14 protein-coding genes and 2 pseudogenes are annotated in these 15,898 nt (G+C 70.6%); 5 read left to right on the top strand and 11 right to left on the bottom strand.

Going from position 1 to position 15,898, the window contains the following annotated elements:
• Positions 1 to 161 precede the first annotated feature (161 nt).
• Both ABZS51_RS33595 and ABZS51_RS33590 read right to left on the bottom strand, forming a co-directional pair.
• Positions 162 to 1,607, bottom strand: a complete 1,446-nt coding sequence (locus ABZS51_RS33595; protein ID WP_355449642.1) for an MFS transporter — start codon at positions 1,605 to 1,607, stop codon at positions 162 to 164.
• A 135-nt stretch (positions 1,608 to 1,742) separates the two neighbouring features.
• Complete coding sequence (locus ABZS51_RS33590) at positions 1,743 to 2,018, bottom strand: heavy-metal-associated domain-containing protein (RefSeq protein WP_355449639.1); 276 nt, start codon at positions 2,016 to 2,018, stop codon at positions 1,743 to 1,745.
• A gap of 646 nt (positions 2,019 to 2,664) precedes the next feature.
• On the opposite strand from ABZS51_RS33590, the pseudogene ABZS51_RS33585 reads away from it, so the two are divergent.
• Positions 2,665 to 2,913 (top strand): annotated as a pseudogene (locus ABZS51_RS33585) (transposase); the annotation flags it as partial.
• An 85-nt stretch (positions 2,914 to 2,998) separates the two neighbouring features.
• Here the strand turns inward: ABZS51_RS33585 and ABZS51_RS33580 are convergent.
• On the bottom strand, positions 2,999 to 3,817 hold the full coding sequence (locus ABZS51_RS33580) for an NAD(P)H-binding protein (RefSeq protein ID WP_355449636.1): 819 nt from the start codon (positions 3,815 to 3,817) through the stop codon (positions 2,999 to 3,001).
• Positions 3,814 to 4,452: a TetR family transcriptional regulator gene (locus ABZS51_RS33575; RefSeq protein ID WP_355449633.1), complete on the bottom strand. Its 639-nt coding sequence runs from the start codon at positions 4,450 to 4,452 to the stop codon at positions 3,814 to 3,816. The genes ABZS51_RS33580 and ABZS51_RS33575 overlap by 4 nt, the downstream gene beginning before the upstream one ends.
• A 379-nt stretch (positions 4,453 to 4,831) precedes the next feature.
• On the opposite strand from ABZS51_RS33575, the gene ABZS51_RS33570 reads away from it, so the two are divergent.
• On the top strand, positions 4,832 to 4,939 hold the full coding sequence (locus tag ABZS51_RS33570; RefSeq protein WP_355449630.1) for a hypothetical protein: 108 nt from the start codon (positions 4,832 to 4,834) through the stop codon (positions 4,937 to 4,939).
• Here the strand turns inward: ABZS51_RS33570 and ABZS51_RS33565 are convergent.
• The 5 genes from ABZS51_RS33565 to ABZS51_RS33545 are packed head-to-tail and all read right to left on the bottom strand — an operon-like array spanning position 4,923 to position 8,766.
• Entirely contained in the window at positions 4,923 to 5,489 is a 567-nt protein-coding gene (locus ABZS51_RS33565) for a DUF1707 domain-containing protein (protein WP_355449627.1), read from the bottom strand. The two genes, ABZS51_RS33570 and ABZS51_RS33565, sit on opposite strands and share 17 nt — an antisense overlap.
• The gene (locus tag ABZS51_RS33560; protein WP_355449624.1) at positions 5,486 to 6,289 is read right to left on the bottom strand and encodes an ABC transporter permease; all 804 of its coding nucleotides are present in this window, start codon (positions 6,287 to 6,289) and stop codon (positions 5,486 to 5,488) included. The genes ABZS51_RS33565 and ABZS51_RS33560 overlap by 4 nt, the downstream gene beginning before the upstream one ends.
• Positions 6,286 to 7,251, bottom strand: coding sequence for an ATP-binding cassette domain-containing protein (locus tag ABZS51_RS33555; RefSeq protein ID WP_355449621.1), 966 nt, complete (start codon positions 7,249 to 7,251; stop codon positions 6,286 to 6,288). Before ABZS51_RS33555 ends, ABZS51_RS33560 begins: the two co-directional genes overlap by 4 nt.
• 2 nt (positions 7,252 to 7,253) lie before the next feature.
• Positions 7,254 to 8,129, bottom strand: a complete 876-nt coding sequence (locus ABZS51_RS33550; protein WP_355449618.1) for a DUF4097 family beta strand repeat-containing protein — start codon at positions 8,127 to 8,129, stop codon at positions 7,254 to 7,256.
• A gap of 58 nt (positions 8,130 to 8,187) precedes the next feature.
• On the bottom strand, positions 8,188 to 8,766 hold the full coding sequence (locus ABZS51_RS33545) for a hypothetical protein (protein WP_355449615.1): 579 nt from the start codon (positions 8,764 to 8,766) through the stop codon (positions 8,188 to 8,190).
• Between the two features lie 236 nt (positions 8,767 to 9,002).
• On the opposite strand from ABZS51_RS33545, the gene ABZS51_RS33540 reads away from it, so the two are divergent.
• Positions 9,003 to 10,004, top strand: coding sequence for an aminoglycoside phosphotransferase family protein (locus ABZS51_RS33540; protein ID WP_355449612.1), 1,002 nt, complete (start codon positions 9,003 to 9,005; stop codon positions 10,002 to 10,004).
• 220 nt (positions 10,005 to 10,224) lie between these two features.
• Complete coding sequence (locus tag ABZS51_RS33535; RefSeq protein ID WP_355449609.1) at positions 10,225 to 13,377, top strand: BTAD domain-containing putative transcriptional regulator; 3,153 nt, start codon at positions 10,225 to 10,227, stop codon at positions 13,375 to 13,377.
• Here ABZS51_RS33535 and ABZS51_RS33530 read toward each other — a convergent pair.
• Positions 13,361 to 14,122, bottom strand: coding sequence for an ABC transporter permease (locus ABZS51_RS33530; protein ID WP_355449606.1), 762 nt, complete (start codon positions 14,120 to 14,122; stop codon positions 13,361 to 13,363). The two genes, ABZS51_RS33535 and ABZS51_RS33530, sit on opposite strands and share 17 nt — an antisense overlap.
• A complete protein-coding gene (locus ABZS51_RS33525) occupies positions 14,119 to 15,063 on the bottom strand; it encodes an ATP-binding cassette domain-containing protein (protein WP_310709457.1) in 945 nt (314 codons plus the stop codon). Before ABZS51_RS33525 ends, ABZS51_RS33530 begins: the two co-directional genes overlap by 4 nt.
• 232 nt (positions 15,064 to 15,295) lie before the next feature.
• Here ABZS51_RS33525 and ABZS51_RS33520 point away from each other — a divergent pair.
• Positions 15,296 to 15,898, top strand: a pseudogene (locus tag ABZS51_RS33520) (cytochrome P450); the annotation flags it as partial.

Here is a 15,898-nt window from a genome sequence, read left to right as displayed (position 1 = left end):
GCCTCCCTTCGCGCGCGCACCAGCGAACTCTTCATGAACGACTGCTTACCGTAGGCATGCCTGCGAAAACCGACACCCCGGCACCGACTGCTCCCATATCCCCGCTGGACCCGGCGATTCCGCGTGGAGGCGTGTCCGCCTCCACGCGGTCCGGTGCCGGCTCAGGACTTGAGGGGCTGGGCGTCCGGCTGGGCGTCCGGCTGGGCGTCCGCCACGACGGCCGGCTTGGGCCGGCGCATGAGGACGAGGACGAGCAGGCCGCCGGCGACCGCCACCACGGCGGCCCCGACGAAGGCGGCCTGGAAGCCGTCGGTGAGCCTGGGCAGGTTGCCCAGTTCGGCGGCGCCCTGGGAGGTGGCGACGGCGGTCATGACCGCCAGGCCGAGCGCCGATCCCACGTTGTAGGTGGTGTTGACGATCCCCGAGGCCAGCCCGCTCTCCTCCGGGCGCACCCCCGACATGGCCGCCATCATCGCCGGGATGTAGGCCAGGGACATGCCCACGGCGGCGACCAGCGAGGCCGGCAGCACGTCGACGGCGAAGGCGCCGTCCGGCCGGACCAGCGACAGCGCCCCGACACCCGCCGCCAGCACGAGCAGGCCGAGCACGATGAGCGGCTTGGCCCCGAGGCGGCCGAGCAGCCGCGGGGTGACGGCGATCATGAAGATCATGATGGCGACCGTCATCGGCAGCAGCGCGGCGCCGCTGGGGAAGGCGCCGTAGCCGAGGACCTGCTGCAGGTAGAGGTTGAGGAAGTACCACATCGGGATCCATGCGGCCCCGAGGAGCGCCATCGCGAGGTTGGCGGTGGCCAGGCCCGGGGTGCGCCAGATGCCGAGCGGCATGATCGGCTGCCTGACCGTCCGCTGGACGATGAGGAACGCCGCGAGCAGCACGGCCGCGCCGGCCAGCTCCAGCAGGGTGGCGGGCGAGCCCCAGCCCTGCTCGGGAGCCCGGACGATGGCGAACACGGCCAGGGCGATGCCGGCGGTGACCGCGACGGCTCCGAGCACGTCGACCGAGCCGCGCCTGCCCTGAACGGCGGGAAGCAGCGCGGGCACCGCCGCCAGGGTCGCCAGGCCGATGGGGACGTAGAGGATGAAAACCCACGGCCAGCTCAGGTACTCGGTGACGACGCCGCCGAGGAACACCCCGGCGGTGCCCCCGGCGGGCGCGGCCGCGCCGTACAGCGCCATGGCCTTGCCGAGCTCACGGGGGTCGTGGCCGAAGAGCATCATGAGCAGCGTCATCGCGGCGGGCGCGATGAGCGCCCCGCCGACGCCCTGGACGGCCCGCCCGAGGATCTCCACCCAGACGGTTCCAGCGGCCGCGGCGACCACGGAGCCGGCGATCAGGACGATCCAGCCCGCGGCGAAGACCTTGCGGGCGCCGAGCAGGTCCGACAGCCGGCCACCGAGCAGCAGCAGGCCGCCGAACGCGATCACGTAGGCGTTGAACACCCACTGCAGGCCGCCCTGGGTGAAGCCGAGGTCACGCTGCATCTCCGGCAGCGCGACGCCGATGATCGAAGTGTCCATGATGACCATGAACTGTGCGGCGGCGAGCACGATCAGTGCCCACCACCTGCGGGGATTGACGGCGTTCATTGCCGTACTCCTGATTCCTCGCACCGTACGATGCGATGTTGGGGTCTGGGGTGATGGTCGAATCGGACCGGACCCGCCGGTGGGTGTGCATGCCAGTGCACGCCCACCGCTCGCTTTTCTCGGGGCCCGACCTTGTCAGGACGCGGTCCCGGCCAGCCGGTAACCCGCACGCTCGACCGCGGCGCGGATCTCCTCGCCGGAGAATCCCGCCCCGATGACGGTGACCGTGCCGGTGGACAGCTCTACGGCCACGCCGGCGACGCCGTCCACCTTGCCGATCTCAGCCGAGACCGACGAGACGCAGTGGCCGCAGGTCATGCCGCTCACCGAGTAGACGCTCTGGTCGCCGCTTTCCGTGGTGGCGGTCGCCGCCGCGGCCTGTTCGGTCCCGCACGCACATGCCGTGCACATGTCACCCTCCTTGCCATACCCACCAGGGGTATCCTGTCGCCGTGGAAGGTAACATACCCGCAGGGGGTATGCAATATCGAGAAGCCGGCGCAGAAGCGGGGGGAACGAGGCGGCGGCGTAGATCGCGCCAGGGGGCTTCAGATATCTCGGCGGGAGACGGACGGTGAGACGGACAGCGGGCTGTATGGCGCCACACCTCACGAGGGTGCTGCTTGTGCTGCTCGTGCTCCTCGTGCTGCTCGTGCTCCTCGTGCTGCTCGTGCTCCTCGTGCTGCTCGCGATGCTCGCGCTCGGCGTCCGGGGCATGCACACCCTTGGCCATGTCGCTTCCATCGCGGACACGCCTCACACCGCGCGAAGCCTCACACCGCGGAGGCCTTGCGCGCGCAGAGGCCTCGCAGCACGCAGAGGCCCTCCCACCGCGCCGACGCCTCGCCCGCACAGAGGCCTCGCATCGCACAGAGGCCTCGCTCGCACAGAGGCCTCGCATCGCACAGAGGCCTCGCCTCGCTCATCCGGCCTCGCCGCGCGCGGAAGGCCCTCGCATCCGTACCGGCCTAACACCGCAAAGAGGGTGTTTTCGATCCTCGCAAGCGATCTTGGATCGCGCTCGGATTGAGCCCAGCTCAACGTCGTCCAGGCGGCGCTGACCTGCTCAGCGAAGCCGAGGCATGAGGTCCGTCCCCGCCTCTACCCCTCCGACACCGCCGACGCCGAATGGCTGCTGCTGAAGCCGCTTCTGCCGGTACCGGCCTGCCAGACCCGCACGGGCGGCCGGCCCGAGAGGCACGACCGCCGCGACGTTGTGGACGCGATCTGGTATTTGGCCGACAACGGCTGCCAATGGCGGGCCTTACCTACGGATTTCCCACCATGGCAGACAACGTATGGGTTCTTTCGCTGCTGAGCCGGGGCCGGCGTCGTTTGTCTTCGGCGTCGGCTTCGCGCCCCGGCCGTCGTCCAGCAGGCTGTGAAGGTGGTCAGCGGAAGTCGGCGGCGTGTTCTTGCGCCCATTCTGCGAAGGTCTGGGCGGGTCGTCCGGTGAGCTTTTCGATGATGACGGAGGTCTCGGGGACGGTCTCGACGCCCGCCGCCCATCCGCGCATGACCGCCTCCACTCCCATCGCGGGCATCGTCCTGCCCAGGTCGGCCCGCGCCTGTTCGGGTGTGACCACCTCGATCGGGATCTTCCTGCCGATGGCCGTGCCGATGTGTCCGACCTGCTCGCGCAGGGTGAGCGCCTGCGGCCCGTACAACGTGTACGCCTGTCGTCCGTGCCCCCGCTCGGTCAGCGCCGTCACCGCGAGGGCGGCCATGTCCCGCTCGCTGACGGGAGCCGTCATCGCCTCCGGGTACGGCAGTCGCACAGCCTCCCCATCCTTGATGGCCCGCGTCCACCACCACCGGGTGTTGGTCGCGAACATCCCCGCACGGATGAAGGTCCAGGACAGCCCCGACTCCTCCAGGGCCGACTCCACGATGCGATGGTCCCGAGCGATCGGATTACGGGCGGCGCCGGGCTGCACGACCGCCCCGGACGACAACAACACCACATGCCGCACCCCGGCCGAACGGGCAGCCGTCACGAACCCCTCGATGCCCGCGGGCTTGGCATAGAGAAAGACCTGCGAGGCGCCCTCCAGCGCGGCGGGCAACGTTTCCGGCATATCCAGATCCGCCACCATATGGGTGGTGTCCGGCGTCCTGCTCGTCAGCCGGACCGGCACGCCGGAAGCGGTCAGACCCGCGGCGACATGGCGGCCGACGTTCCCCCGGGCGCCGAAGACAACTGTGATCATAGGGTGGGCCTCTCCTGATCCTCGGTGAGCAGTTGGACGAGCTGGGTGCGCAGGACCTGCCGGGTTTCGGGTGACAGCGGGTCGCCGCCGAGGATGTCCCGGACCAGGTGCGGCATCGTGATGGGCGCGAAGATGATCGCGTAGGCGGCGAGGAGCGCGAACGCGGGGTCGAGCCCGGCGCGGATCTCGCCGTCCTCCTGGCGCCGGCGGGTCTTGTCCACCGACGCCGCCATCGCCTCGCGCTGCCGCTCCGCCTGCCGCCTGCCGTCCTCGGCGTCGGCGAACGGGCAGTCGCCCAGTGCCTGCCAGACCACAAGCCTGGCCCAGTCGGGCCGATCGAGTGTCGCGTCGAGATGCGCGCCGAGGGACTCGGCGAACGACGCCCCAGGCGGGACGATCTCCGCCTGCACCTCCTGCCACCGGCGCCGGAGCTCGTCGAGCAGCCCCTGCTTGCCGCCGAAGTAGTAGGAGATGAGCTGCTGGTTGACGCCGGCCCGCGCGGCGATGCCTGCCGTCCGGGCCCCGGAGTAGCCCTTGGCCCCGAACTCGGCGACGGCCGCGGCGAGGATGCGCTCCCGCGTCCCGTTCGCCACCCGCTCACGCTCGTCCGGCCGCGACTCCTCTGATGAAGGCATGCGGCACATACTACTCAATCAACTGATTGAATGAACCCTAGAGGATGCGCGCTCGGCAGCCATGGTGGCCACGTCGTCGATGGCGAGGGCCCGAACCCGGGGCCCCAGGGACCTCTGCGGCAATTGGGGGCAGCGCGCAGCGTCCCGCTCGAGGAGCACAAGAAGATCACCTGCCGGGATCGAGAACACCCGCAAAGACGCCTTCGCCCGCCAAGACGCCACGCACCGCAAAGGCGCCACGCACCGCAAGGCGCACCACGCACCGCAAAGGCGCCTCGCAGCGCAAGACGCCGCCTCGCACCGCCAAGGCGCCTTTCCCGCACCACCACCAGGCGGTTGAGATGTCCGCGCTGGCCGCACCCGGGCGAACGATTCCGAGGTGAAGGAGCCGGCCGCGAAGATCAAGGCGGCTCAGGGCCCGGAGATCACGACCATGCAGGGCCGGCTGAAGGAATGGGGCAAGCCCGCCTTCAGCGGTACGTTCTGAACCACGCCCGCCGGTAGCGGACCTTCAGGCGGCCGTACGCCATGCTGCCCGTGACGCGGACGTGCAGTGTCCCCGGACGCCTGCGCCCCGGCGCCCTGGTGACCGCCTCACCCCATTCGAGTTCCACCCCGTCGATGTCCGCGGTAGCACCGGCCGGCAGGAGGATCGTGGCGGAGCCGTACCGGAGCCGGAGGTCGATGTCGAGCTCCGGATGCTCGATGACGGCCTGGGACAGGTCGAGCGACACGCCGCCGTACTCGGACTCGATCCGCAGCTCACGTGGCACCCGCCAGTCACCTGTGCGCCTGACGCGCCCCTTGGTGGACTTGAGCCGGAGCACCTCGCCCGGGACATCGCCGGGCAGGTCGGCGACCGCCGCCGCCAGGTCGCCGTGGGAGCCGGCGGTGAGAGCGCGTTCGAGTCGCTCCTCCATCTCGCCGGAGCTGATCCGCCCGTCGGCGAACGCCTGCTGAACTCGCTGAACGATCTTGTCGCGTTCGTGCTCGGAGACACGTACCTGCGGCTGCGAGGGGAAGGAGGGTGTGGTCATCGGCTGACCGCTCTCTTGTACAGGCGCGTGGCCAGCGGCACGAACACCACCAGGAGCAGCCCCGACCACAGCAGCGACGCCGTCACCGCGTGCTGGAGCGGCCATGCCCCGGGCACGGGCAGCGCCGGGCTGGTGTTGCCGAAGAGCTCGCGCGTGGCCTGGATGATCGCGGAGACGGGGTTCCACTCGGCGACGGCACGCAGCGGACCCGGCAGCCGGGCGCTGTCCACGAACGCGTTGGAGAGGAAGACCAGCGGCATCGACACGACGGTGGCGATGTTGTTGAAGACCTCGGGCGTGCGCAGGGCCAGCGCCACCGTCGCCGTGACCCAGGAGAACGCGTAGGCGAACAGCAGCAGCAGGAGGAAGCCCAGGACGGCCTCGTGCGGCGCCGAGTGGATGCGCCAACCGACGATCAGTCCCATCACGGTCATCGCGATGATGCTGCTCACGTTCATCAGCACGTCGGACAAGGTCTGGCCGGTCAGCACCGCCGACGGCGCCATCGGCAGCGTGCGGAACCGGTCGAAGATGCCCTTCTGCAGGTCAAGGACCAGGGTGTAGCCGGTGACCTGCGCGCTCATGACGACCGTCTGGACGAAGATCCCGGGGATCATGTACTCCTGGTAGGACATGCCCGGCACGTCGATCATGCTGCCGAAGACGTAGGCGAACAGCAGGACGAACACGATCGGAAGGATGATCACGCCGCCCAGCAGGTCCGGCGCCCGTTTGATCTTGAGAGCGTTGCGCTTGGTGACCGTCAGGCCGTCGGCGATCGCGATCTGGAGGGTGTTCATCGGCTGCGCTCCCTGGGGGTGTCAGTGGCCTGGTGTCCGGTCAGCGTCAGGAACACGTCGTCCAGCGTCGGTCGTCGCAGGCCGGCGTCGCGCACGGTGACACGCTCGGCGGCCAGCCCGGCCAGGGCGTCGGTGAGCGATGCGGCGCCGTGGGTCACCGGGACGGTCACCTGTAAGGCGATGGCGTCGATCTGGAGGTCTCCGACCGCCAGGGGCACGAGCACCCGGCGGGCGGTGTCGAGGTCCGCCGGGTTCGTCACCGCCAGCTCGATGCGATCTCCGCCGACCTGGTCCTTGAGCTCGTCGGCGGTGCCGAGCGCGATCACGCGGCCGTGGTCCACCACGGCGATCCGGTCGGCGAGCCGATCGGCCTCCTCCATGTACTGGGTGGTGAGGAGCAGCGTCGTACCGCCGGCGACGAGCTCGGCGATGACGTCCCAGAGCCCGGCGCGGGCTCGCGGGTCCAGGCCGGTCGTGGGCTCGTCGAGGAACAGCACCCGCGGGTCGGCGACCAGAGCTCCGGCCAGGTCGAGCCGGCGGCGCATGCCTCCGGAGTAGCCCTGGACGGGGCGGTCGCCCGCCTCGGTCAGGTCGAAGCGTTCCAGCAGCTCGCGCGCTCGCTGCTTGCTGCGCTTGGTGCCCAGATGGTAGAGCCGTCCCACCATCTCCAGGTTCTCCGCGCCGGTGAGGTGGTCGTCTACGGCGGCGTACTGCCCGGACGCACCGATGTGGGAGCGCAGCCGCTGGGCGTCACGGACGACGTCGAAGCCCGCGACGGTGGCGCGGCCGGCATCCGGCGTCACCAGCGTGGTCAGGATCCGCACCGTCGTCGTCTTGCCGGCGCCGTTCGGCCCGAGCAGGCCCAACACCGTTCCCTCCGGGACCGACAGATCCAGCCCGTCCAGGGCCGTCACGTTGCCGTACCTCTTGACCAGGCCTTCGGCCACTATCGCGAGGGACATGATCATTCTCCTCTGCTGGGGTAGCCGGTCCGCGGCCGGCTACGGCGGATCACGATGTCGCCGTAGGACGTTCGAGCGCGCACCTCGACCGTCTCGTCGGTCCGGTCAGGGCCGTCGGAGGCGGCCAGGGAGACGTGCACGCTGCCGTACTCCGTCCTGGCGTCCAGGTAGGCGGCGGTGCCCTCGCGGATGCCCGCCTCGATCTCGCCGGAGGAGGTCTCCAGCACAGCCGTACCGCGCGCCACCTCGCCGATCCGGACGTCGCCGGTCGCCGTCCTGGCGGCGACGCTCGCCTGCGCTCGGTCGACGGTGATGTCGCCGTACGCCGTCTTCATGCGCAGGTCTCCGGTGACGTCGCCGAGCGTGATGTCACCGTTGGCGGTCTTGATTACCGCCGAGCCGTCGATCTCGCGCACGCGGATTCCGCCGTTGGCCGTGGTGATGTCGGTGTGCCCGGTCGACCTGACCACGGTGATGTCGCCGTTGGCGGTGTTCAGCTGCAGATCGCCCGTCTCGTCGAGCCAGATGTCGCCGTCGGCGGTGTCGAACCTCGACTCGCCGAGACGGCCCTCGGCGCGGATGTCACCCGTCGTTCTCGCGTCCACGCGGGAGCCCGCCGGCAGCTCGACCGTGACGTCCATGGAGCCGCCCTGCCAGAACCACGAGCGGGTCGTGGGCTTGGGCGACTTCACCAGCAACCGGCCCTGGGCGTATTCCACCTGGGTCTGTGCCGCGCTCTGCACGGCGGCGTCGTCGGACGCGTCCTGCGGGCGTATCCCCACGACCGTGTCGGCGCGGTCGCCCGCGCGGATGCGGACGTCGGCGGCCATGAGGTCGATGGTGACGAAGATGGGTTCCGGGGTGTCGAAAGCCGGCATGGCGGTGCCCTCACGATGGGATGACGAATGGATCATGGCGGGGTGGGGACCGGCCGGGCTAGCGCACCCAGCCGGTGTAGTGCCGCCCGGTCCCCGGAAGGTCCTGCGAGGCTCCCGGCCGGTCGGAGCGGGCCCCCGCGTCGCCGGTCTCCAGCGCCGCGGACACCGCCCGGACCAGCCAGGCGTTGACGGAGAGCCCGGCCCGGCCGGCCGCCTCCTCGATGCGCGGCTTGAGGTGGTCGGGGACGCGGAGCGAGATCCGCGACGTGCCGCCGTCATCGCTCTCCGGCGGCGCCTCCGCGACGGGCGCCCGGACGCCCATCGCGACCTCGACCGCTCCGGCCAGCGCGGTCCTCAGGCTGGTCCTCGGCTGCTCCTCGGCCGGCCGGTGGACCGGCGCCGGTGTCACGACGAAGTCGGGGTCACGCCCGCGCAGCCGCACGTCGACCGACCCCGGAGCGAGATCGCGGGTGATCTCGCCGGCGGCGGCCGACAGCGCGTCGAGCAGGGTGAGCCGTACGGCCGCCTCCAGGGGGGCGGTGAGACGCTCGGCGAGCGCGCGAGAGTCCGGGCCGCCCGCCTCGGCGGCGACCGTCAGCTCGCGGCGGAGGTTGTCGACGTACGGAGTGAGATCCATGACGCCATCATGGCGCCATTCTGACGCCATGGCAAGCCGCCGGAGAGCTGACGCTGACATCACCATGACGCCACAGAGCCGACCTGCGGAATCCGCGGCACGCCGACAGCGTCGTGGCAGCGGTGGCCGGGCCGTGTCCAGGCCTTTCCGGCAATGAAGAGGCCGAGGGAACGTCGGTGGCGACGAAGCTCCGGCCAGACGCTCGCCCCCGTACTCAGCGGTTCATACTGGAGCGCGTGATCGAGTTGGCGGCACGCGCGCGCGAGGCGTTCGGGTGGACTGACGACATCGTGGTGTCCGCCGGGCAACGGGGCGCGATGGGACAGATCTGGCGGCTGGAGGTCGGCCACGCGCGCTACGCGCTCAAGCAGATCTTCGCCGGCCCGCCGTCCGAGGCGCTGATCGAGGCGGAGCTGGCGTTCTCGCGCCAGGCGGCCGAGGCGGGGGTACGGCTGCCCGCGAGCCACCCCGATCGCGCGGGGCGTCACCTGATCGACGGGCCGGGAGGCACGTGGCTGCGCCTGTACGACTGGGTTGACCTGCGGCCCGTCGACCTGGCGGCTCCGTCCACCCCGCACGAGCTCGGCACGCTGCTGGCCCGCCTGCACCGGTGCGCCCCCTCGGCCGCCGGCGAGCCCGTCCATCCCTGGTACGACCACGTCCCGGCCGCGCACGAGTGGGAGGCGGCGCGCGCGTCGGGAGCGGAGTGGGCGGAACCGCTCGGCGAGCGGCTGGCCTCGTTCCCCGAGCTGTGCGCGGCCGTGGCGCCCGCGGACCCGGCCGGGCTGATCCTCTGCCATCGCGACCTGCACCCGGAGAACGTCCTGGCCGACGAGTCGGGCGCGCTGGTGGTCGTCGACTGGGACAACCTGGGGCCGGCAGCGCCGGGCAGGGAGCTGGCCCAGGCGCTGATCGACTGGTTCTGCGACGGCGAGGCCGACCTCGACGCCATGAGGCGGATGTACGAGGCGTACGTGCGCGCGGGCGGGCCGGGCCGCGTCACCGAGCCGGCCGACTTCTCGATGCTCGTGGCCACCCGGCTCAACTTCCTGCTCCTCCAGACGCGTCAGACGACCGAGTGGGCCGGACGCGAGATCGACCAGGCCCTGCGCATCATGCCGACCCCTGGGCAGCTCGCCGACGTGCTGGACGTGCTCACCCGGCCGCAGCACCGGCAGCGAGCGGGCGAGCCTCGTGAACCGCGTGCGGCCGCGCCGAGAAGACGTTCTTCACGCTAGGCGGCGAACACATTGGCGAAGAATCCGATAGCCGCGAACACGACCGCCAGAACCACCGCCCAGATCAGGCCGAGCCCCAGCAGGGAAAGCGTGACGCATGCGCCCCCGCTATCGCCACCATGAGGAAGAAGGCACCGGCGTCGGAAACCAGGAATCGTCCGCCATGCACGCCTCCGACGGCATCGCCGGGTCAGTCGGTCGTCGCCACGGTTCGGACATAATGACCGATGTGCGAGTCGAACTGCTGGGACCCTTCGAGGTCCGGAACCGTGATGGGGCCCTGGTGGAGGTTCCCGGGATTCGGCTGCGCGCACTGCTCGCCGCCCTCGCCCTCGAACCGGGCCGGATCGTCACGCGCGCGCGGCTGGTGGACTGGATCTGGGGGCAACAGCCGCCCGCGGACGAAGCGAATGCCTTGCAGGCGTTGGTGTCCAGGCTGCGCAGGGCGCTGCCGGACGGTGTGATCGAGGCGGATTCCGGTGGGTACCGGCTGGCCGTGGCTCCTGACGCCGTGGACGCGTGCCGGTTCGAGCACCTGGTCGGTCAGGCCCGTGCCGCCGAGCCGGCGGCGCGGGCGGACCTGCTGCGCTCGGCCTTGGCATTGTGGCGCGGTACGGCCATGGCCGACATCGCGCTGCGAGGCAGCGACGCGTTCGACGCCGTGGTCACGCGCCTGGACGAGCTCTACGTCGCCGCGCTCGTGGATCGGGTGGACGCGGACGTCCGTCTCGGCCGTGGCTCGGAGCTGATCTCCGAGCTGACCGAGCTGGTCGCCACGTACCCGCTGCGGGAGGGGTTCGTGGCGGCCCTGATGCGGGCGCTCGCCGAGGCGGGGCGTGGGACCGAGGCCTTGACCGTGTACCAGCGGACGCGCGAGTTGCTCGCCGAGGAGTTGGGCGTCGATCCGTCGGCCGAGCTCTCCGCGCTGCACACCGCGTTGCTGCGCGGCGAGCTGGGCGAGCGGGCCGAGAACCGCAGGACGAACCTGCGCGCCGAGCTGACGAGTTTCGTCGGCAAGGACGATGACATCTCCGCGGTCGCCGCTCTGGCCGTCAAGCACCGGCTGGTCACCTTGACGGGGCCCGGTGGCTCCGGCAAGACAAGGCTTGCCACGGAGACCGCGCGGACCATGCTCACCGAGCTGCCGGACGGGGCGTGGCTGGTGGAGCTGGCTTCGGTGCGGGCAGGAGGTGAGCTGGCGCAGGCCGCGCTCACCGCGATCGGCCTGCGTGACCAGGCACTTCTCGGTGGTGCGCGGGGTGGGGAACCGATGGATCGGCTCATCGCCGCGGTCCGGGAGCGCGCGATCCTGCTGATCCTGGACAACTGCGAGCACATGATCGAGGCGGCCGCGGCTTTCGCGGATCGGCTGCTGGGCGAGTGCCGGAGGCTGCGGATCCTGGCCACGAGCAGGGAACCACTCGGCATCACCGGGGAGGTGCTGTGGCAGGTGGAGCCACTCGCGCTGCCCGCGAAGGGAGCGGACTCCCCCGAGGTCGCTTCCTCGCCCGCGGTGCGGCTGCTGCGGGACCGCGCGGGTCTGGTGCGCAAGGACATCGGCTCCGACGCGCAGACCATGTCGGCCATGGCGCGGATCTGCCGGGCGCTCGACGGGATGCCGCTGGCGATCGAACTGGCCGCGGCACGGCTGCGCTCCATGTCCGTCGATCAGCTGGCACGCCGGCTCGATGACCGATTCCGTCTGTTGACCAGCGGCAGCCGTACGGTGCTCGCCCGGCACAAGACGCTGCGCGCGGTCGTGGACTGGAGCTGGGATCTGTTGACCGAGGCCGAACGGGGCGTGCTGCGGCGGCTCTCGGTGTTCTCCGGCGGGGTGAGCCTGGAAGCGGCCGAACGGGTGTGCGGGGACGAGGCGCTCGCCGGGGAGCAGGTGTTCGACGTGCTGAGCGCGTTGATCGAGAAGTCGCTTCTGCTCGCCGACGGCGAGGGCACGCCGCGCTACCGGCTGCTCAACACCATCAGGGAATACGCGGCGCACCGGCTGGCCGAAGCCGGGGAGACCGAGCCGGCGCGCCGGGCGCATCTCGCCTACTTCACCGAGCTGGCCGAGACGGCCGACCCGCACCTGCGCCGGGCCGAGCAGCTGGAATGGCTGTCCACGCTCGAGGCCGAGCACGACAACATCAGCGCGGCCCTGCGCGGGGCGATCGCCGGGGGATGGGCTCAGGAGGCGATGCGGCTGGTCGCCGCCGCGGGCTGGTACTGGTACCTCAGTGGGCACCGGGCCGAGGGCGCCGAGCTGAGCATCGCGGCGGCCTCGCTGCCCGGTGAGGTGTCCGATGAGGTGCGGTCGATGGCGTACCTCATGGTGACGATATTCGTGACCTCCGGGGTCAGCGGCGACCAGTATCAGGCGCGGGAGTGGATCCAGGAGGCGCACCGGCTGGCCCGGCGCAGTGAGTCCCGCCGGCCGCTGCTCGGGTTCGTCGCGCTGCTGGAGCGGACGCTGCAGGGCCCGACGGACCTCCTGCCCGCGTTCGAGCCGCTCATCGCCGACGACGATCCGTGGGTGCGCGCGCAGGCCAGGCTCACTCGTGGCCGGTTCCGGCTCACGCTCGGCGGCGACGAGACCGACGTGGACATCGACGGCGAGATCGCCCTTGCCGAGTTCCGCACGCTGGGCGACCGGGTGGGGATCTCGTACGCGCTGACCTTCCTGGCCGATCGGCTCGCCATGCGCGGCGAGTTCGCACGCGCGTGTGAGCACTACGAAGAGGCGGTCGTGGCGCTGACCGAGGTCGGCGCGACCGAGGACGTGGTGGGCATGCGGGCGCGGCTGGCTCAGCTGTACTGGCTGCTCGGCGATGAGCGATCCAGCACCTCCGCCATGGCGGAAGCACAGCGGATCGCTGACCGGATCGTCTGGCCGGACGCGCTCGCGGAGCTGGCGCTCTCGAAGGCGCAGCTGGCGCGCTGGCGCGGCGAGCCGGACCAGGCACACCAGCACCTGGCCACGGTGCGGGCGGTGCTGGGCGACGCCGACATGGTCGACTCCCTCCGCGCCGCGACCATGGACCTGTACGGCTACCTCACCGAGAATCTCGACGAGGCCCGCGCGCATCGGACCGAGGCGTTCCGCGCGGCGGTGGAGCGCGCGTTCCCCCCCACGCTCGCCGAGGTGTTGGTCGGGATCGCGGATCTCGCGCTGCGCCAGGGAGAGTACGAGCAGGCGGTGCGACTGCTGGCGGCGAGCGACGGCGTGCGCGGCACGCCGAATCGTTCACACCCGGATGTTTCCAGGATCGCCGCGGACACGCGGAATCGCCTCGGCGAAACCGTGTTCACCGAGGCGACCCGCGACGGGCAGCGGCGGGATTGGCGGGAGCTGGCCGAGATCACGCTCGCTTCGTGAACGTCGCCCGCGCCCACAGGTAGCCGACCAACGTGAGCCCGACACACCAGGCGATCGCCGTGATGGCCGAGCCCGCCGACGGCGTGCCGGTCAGCAACCCGCGCAGGGTTTCGATGATCGGGGTGAACGGCTGGTACTCCGCGAACTCCCGCACGCCCGGTCCCATCCTGTCGGCCGGCACGAACGCGCTGCTCAAGAAGGGGAGCAGCATCAGCGGGACACCGAGGATGCCCGCGCTTTCCGGCGACTTCGCCGCCAGGCCGGCCGCGACGGTCAGCCAGCTGATCGCCAGTGCCGCCAGCACGACGATGCCGATCGCGCCGAGCCACTCCGGGAAACTCGCCGACGGGCTGAATCCCATCAGGAACGCGACCCCGACGATGAGCGTGATGGCCACCAGGGTTCGTAGCATGGTCGCGATCACGTGCGCGTTCAGCACCGCGGCCCGTGACACGTGCATGACCCGGAGCCGGTTGATGAATCCGGTGGTCATATCGGAATTCACCCCCGTCGCGGTGGGGCCGATTCCGTAGCCGATGGTCATGATGATCAACCCTGGCGTGGCATAGTCGACGTAGCCGGTGCCGACGCTGAATCCGCCGCCCATGACGTACACCATGAGGAACATCAGGAAGATCGGCATGATGATGGCGTTGAGCAGTGTCAGCGGATTTCGCATCGTGTGCCGGAAGTTGCGCCGCAACATGGTCGCGGAGTCCGCCAGGGAAGCTGAGATGGCGTTCATCGGGCGCTGACCTCCTTGTTCTCGTGGCCGGTGAGGGCGAGGAAGACGTCATCCAGGTCCGGCGTATGCACCGACAGTTCCTCGACTTCTATGGAATGCGCGTCGAGCCGGTCGAGCAGCGCCCGCAACGACCTCACCCCGCCGTCGCCGGGAACACGCAGGGTCAGCTCCTCGTCGTCCCTCGTGGACCCGTGCAGGACCCGTGCCGCGACGTCGAGCTCGTGCCGAGCGGTGAACCGCAGCCGGACATGGCTGCCGGGAACCCGGCGCTTGAGCTCGTCCGCGGTGCCCTCGGCGACCAGGCGGCCCTGGTCGAGTACGGCGATGCGGTCGGCGAGCTCGTCGGCCTCCTCGAGATACTGGGTGGTGAGGAAGATCGTCGTACCGTCGGCGACCAGCTCCCGGATGATCTCCCACATGGTGCGGCGGCTGCGCGGGTCGAGTCCCGTCGTGGGCTCGTCCAGGAAGATGATCCGCGGCTCGCCGACGAGCGTCATGGCGAGGTCCAGCTTGCGGCGCATGCCGCCGGAGTAGGACGCCGCCGGCTTGCCGGCCGCTTCCACCAGGTCGAACCGGTCGAGCAGCCGGGCGGCGATGCGTTTGCCCTCCGCCTTGGGCAGATGCAGGAGATCCGCCATCAGCGTCAGGTTCTCCTCACCGGTGAGCAGGTCGTCCACCGAGGCGAACTGCCCGGTGACCCCGATCGCCGCGCGTACCGCCTTGGTCTCCGTGGTCACGTCGTGCCCGGCGACGACCACCTTCCCGGCGTCGGGAGCCAGCAGCGTGGTCAACACGTTCACCGTCGTGGTCTTCCCCGCGCCGTTGGGCCCGAGCAGTGCGAAGATCGTGCCGGTCCGGACATCCAGGTCGATGCCGTCGAGCACGGTCTTGTCCTTGTACGCCTTCCGCAGCCCCGAGGCCGCGATCGCTGAACCGTTCATGGCGTCCACGATCGCGGACCGTCCTGACACCGGACCGTCGCCGTGCTGACGCGGCCACTGACAGCACCTTCAGGCAGCGGTACGCAGCGGAACCTTCGTCAGCCTGCTCGCGCCGGACTGACGCTCGGCGACGTCGTGTCAGCGGTCGCGTCAGCACGGCGACGGCCTGATGTCAGAGGCGTCGGCGACCGTGGATGTCAAGAACGGTTCAGGACCGATGAGAGGAACAACCATGGAGCACACCGTCACCACGTTGCCGGCCGCGCGTCAGTCCGGCTGTCCCTTCGACCCGCCCAAGGAGCTGGTCGAGGCCCGCGAGCAGAGCCCGATCAGCCGCTTCCCCTTCCCCGACGGACACCAGGGCTGGCTGGTCACCGGCTACGACCTGGTCCGGTCGGTCCTGGCCGATCCGCGGTTCAGCTCCCGCAGGGAGCTCATGAGCCACCACCCGACCATCGACTACGGCGACATCGAGGTCCCGCCGGCGCCGCCCGGCGAGTTCCTCCTCATGGACGAGCCCCAGCACAGCCGCTATCGCAAGCCGCTGGTGGGCAAGTTCACCGTACGACGGATGCGGCTGCTCACCGAGCGCGTCGAGCAGATCACCGCCGACCACCTGGACGCCATGGACAAGGCCGGGCCGACGGTGGACCTGGTGACCGCGTTCGCCAAGCCCATCCCCGCCATCGTGATCTGTGAGCTGCTGGGGGTGCCGGACGAGGACCGGGGCTTCTTCCAGAACAACATCGACAAGTTCCTCGGCGGAGAGGTCGGCGACGAGGAACTGTTCGCCGCCTACACCGCGACCCAGCAGTACCTCGCCGAGCTGGTGGCG

Origin of the sequence: Nonomuraea sp. NPDC005501, assembly GCF_040605905.1 — a bacterium.
Taxonomy (GTDB): domain Bacteria; phylum Actinomycetota; class Actinomycetes; order Streptosporangiales; family Streptosporangiaceae; genus Nonomuraea.
The sequence above is the reverse complement of the archived record's forward strand: the minus strand, read 5'-3'. Positions and strand labels throughout refer to the sequence as shown.

Excerpts from the sequence above, each read along its gene's own strand:
- ABZS51_RS33595 (WP_355449642.1), bottom strand. The coding sequence starts at position 1,607 with ATGAACGCCGTCAATCCCCGCAGGTGGTGGGCACTGATCGTGCTCGCC.
- ABZS51_RS33590 (WP_355449639.1), bottom strand. The coding sequence starts at position 2,018 with ATGTGCACGGCATGTGCGTGCGGGACCGAACAGGCCGCGGCGGCGACC.
- ABZS51_RS33580 (WP_355449636.1), bottom strand. The coding sequence starts at position 3,817 with ATGATCACAGTTGTCTTCGGCGCCCGGGGGAACGTCGGCCGCCATGTC.
- ABZS51_RS33575 (WP_355449633.1), bottom strand. The coding sequence starts at position 4,452 with ATGCCTTCATCAGAGGAGTCGCGGCCGGACGAGCGTGAGCGGGTGGCG.
- ABZS51_RS33565 (WP_355449627.1), bottom strand. The coding sequence starts at position 5,489 with ATGACCACACCCTCCTTCCCCTCGCAGCCGCAGGTACGTGTCTCCGAG.
- ABZS51_RS33560 (WP_355449624.1), bottom strand. The coding sequence starts at position 6,289 with ATGAACACCCTCCAGATCGCGATCGCCGACGGCCTGACGGTCACCAAG.
- ABZS51_RS33555 (WP_355449621.1), bottom strand. The coding sequence starts at position 7,251 with ATGTCCCTCGCGATAGTGGCCGAAGGCCTGGTCAAGAGGTACGGCAAC.
- ABZS51_RS33550 (WP_355449618.1), bottom strand. The coding sequence starts at position 8,129 with ATGCCGGCTTTCGACACCCCGGAACCCATCTTCGTCACCATCGACCTC.
- ABZS51_RS33545 (WP_355449615.1), bottom strand. The coding sequence starts at position 8,766 with ATGGATCTCACTCCGTACGTCGACAACCTCCGCCGCGAGCTGACGGTC.
- ABZS51_RS33535 (WP_355449609.1), top strand. The coding sequence starts at position 10,225 with ATGACCGATGTGCGAGTCGAACTGCTGGGACCCTTCGAGGTCCGGAAC.
- ABZS51_RS33530 (WP_355449606.1), bottom strand. The coding sequence starts at position 14,122 with ATGAACGCCATCTCAGCTTCCCTGGCGGACTCCGCGACCATGTTGCGG.
- ABZS51_RS33525 (WP_310709457.1), bottom strand. The coding sequence starts at position 15,063 with ATGAACGGTTCAGCGATCGCGGCCTCGGGGCTGCGGAAGGCGTACAAG.